This window comes from Actinomadura sp. NBRC 104425 (assembly GCF_030269545.1).
GTDB classification, from domain to species: domain Bacteria; phylum Actinomycetota; class Actinomycetes; order Streptosporangiales; family Streptosporangiaceae; genus Spirillospora; species Spirillospora keratinilytica.
This window is the reverse complement of the sequence record NZ_BSTN01000125.1, coordinates 1-388: the sequence shown is the minus strand read 5'-3', so window position 1 is coordinate 388 and position 388 is coordinate 1. Positions and strand designations below refer to the sequence as shown.

Sequence of the window (388 nt, the reverse complement as noted above, 5' to 3'; positions counted from 1 at the left end):
ACCGAGCACATTCTGCTGGGCCTGATCCGCGAGGGTGAGGGTGTGGCGGCTCAGGTGCTGGTGAAGCTGGGCGCGGACCTGAACCGGGTGCGCCAGCAGGTGATCCAGCTGCTGCACGGCTACCAGGGCAAGGAGCCGGCCGCCTCCGGTGGGCCCGCCGAGTCGGCGCCGTCGACCTCTCTTGTGCTCGACCAGTTCGGCCGCAACCTCACGCAGGCCGCCCGGGAGAGCAAGCTGGACCCGGTCATCGGCCGGGACAAGGAGATCGAGCGGGTCATGCAGGTGCTGAGCCGCCGCACCAAGAACAACCCGGTGCTGGTCGGCGAGCCCGGTGTCGGCAAGACCGCCGTGGTGGAGGGGCTGGCGCAGAAGATCGTCAAGGGCGAGG

At 69.8% G+C, this 388-nt stretch carries 1 protein-coding gene; it reads left to right on the top strand.

Features of this window, described 5'->3' with window-relative positions:
• Positions 1–388 (top strand): Clp protease N-terminal domain-containing protein (locus tag QSK22_RS33395; protein ID WP_285498509.1); only part of this gene is annotated, 388 nt, incomplete at both ends.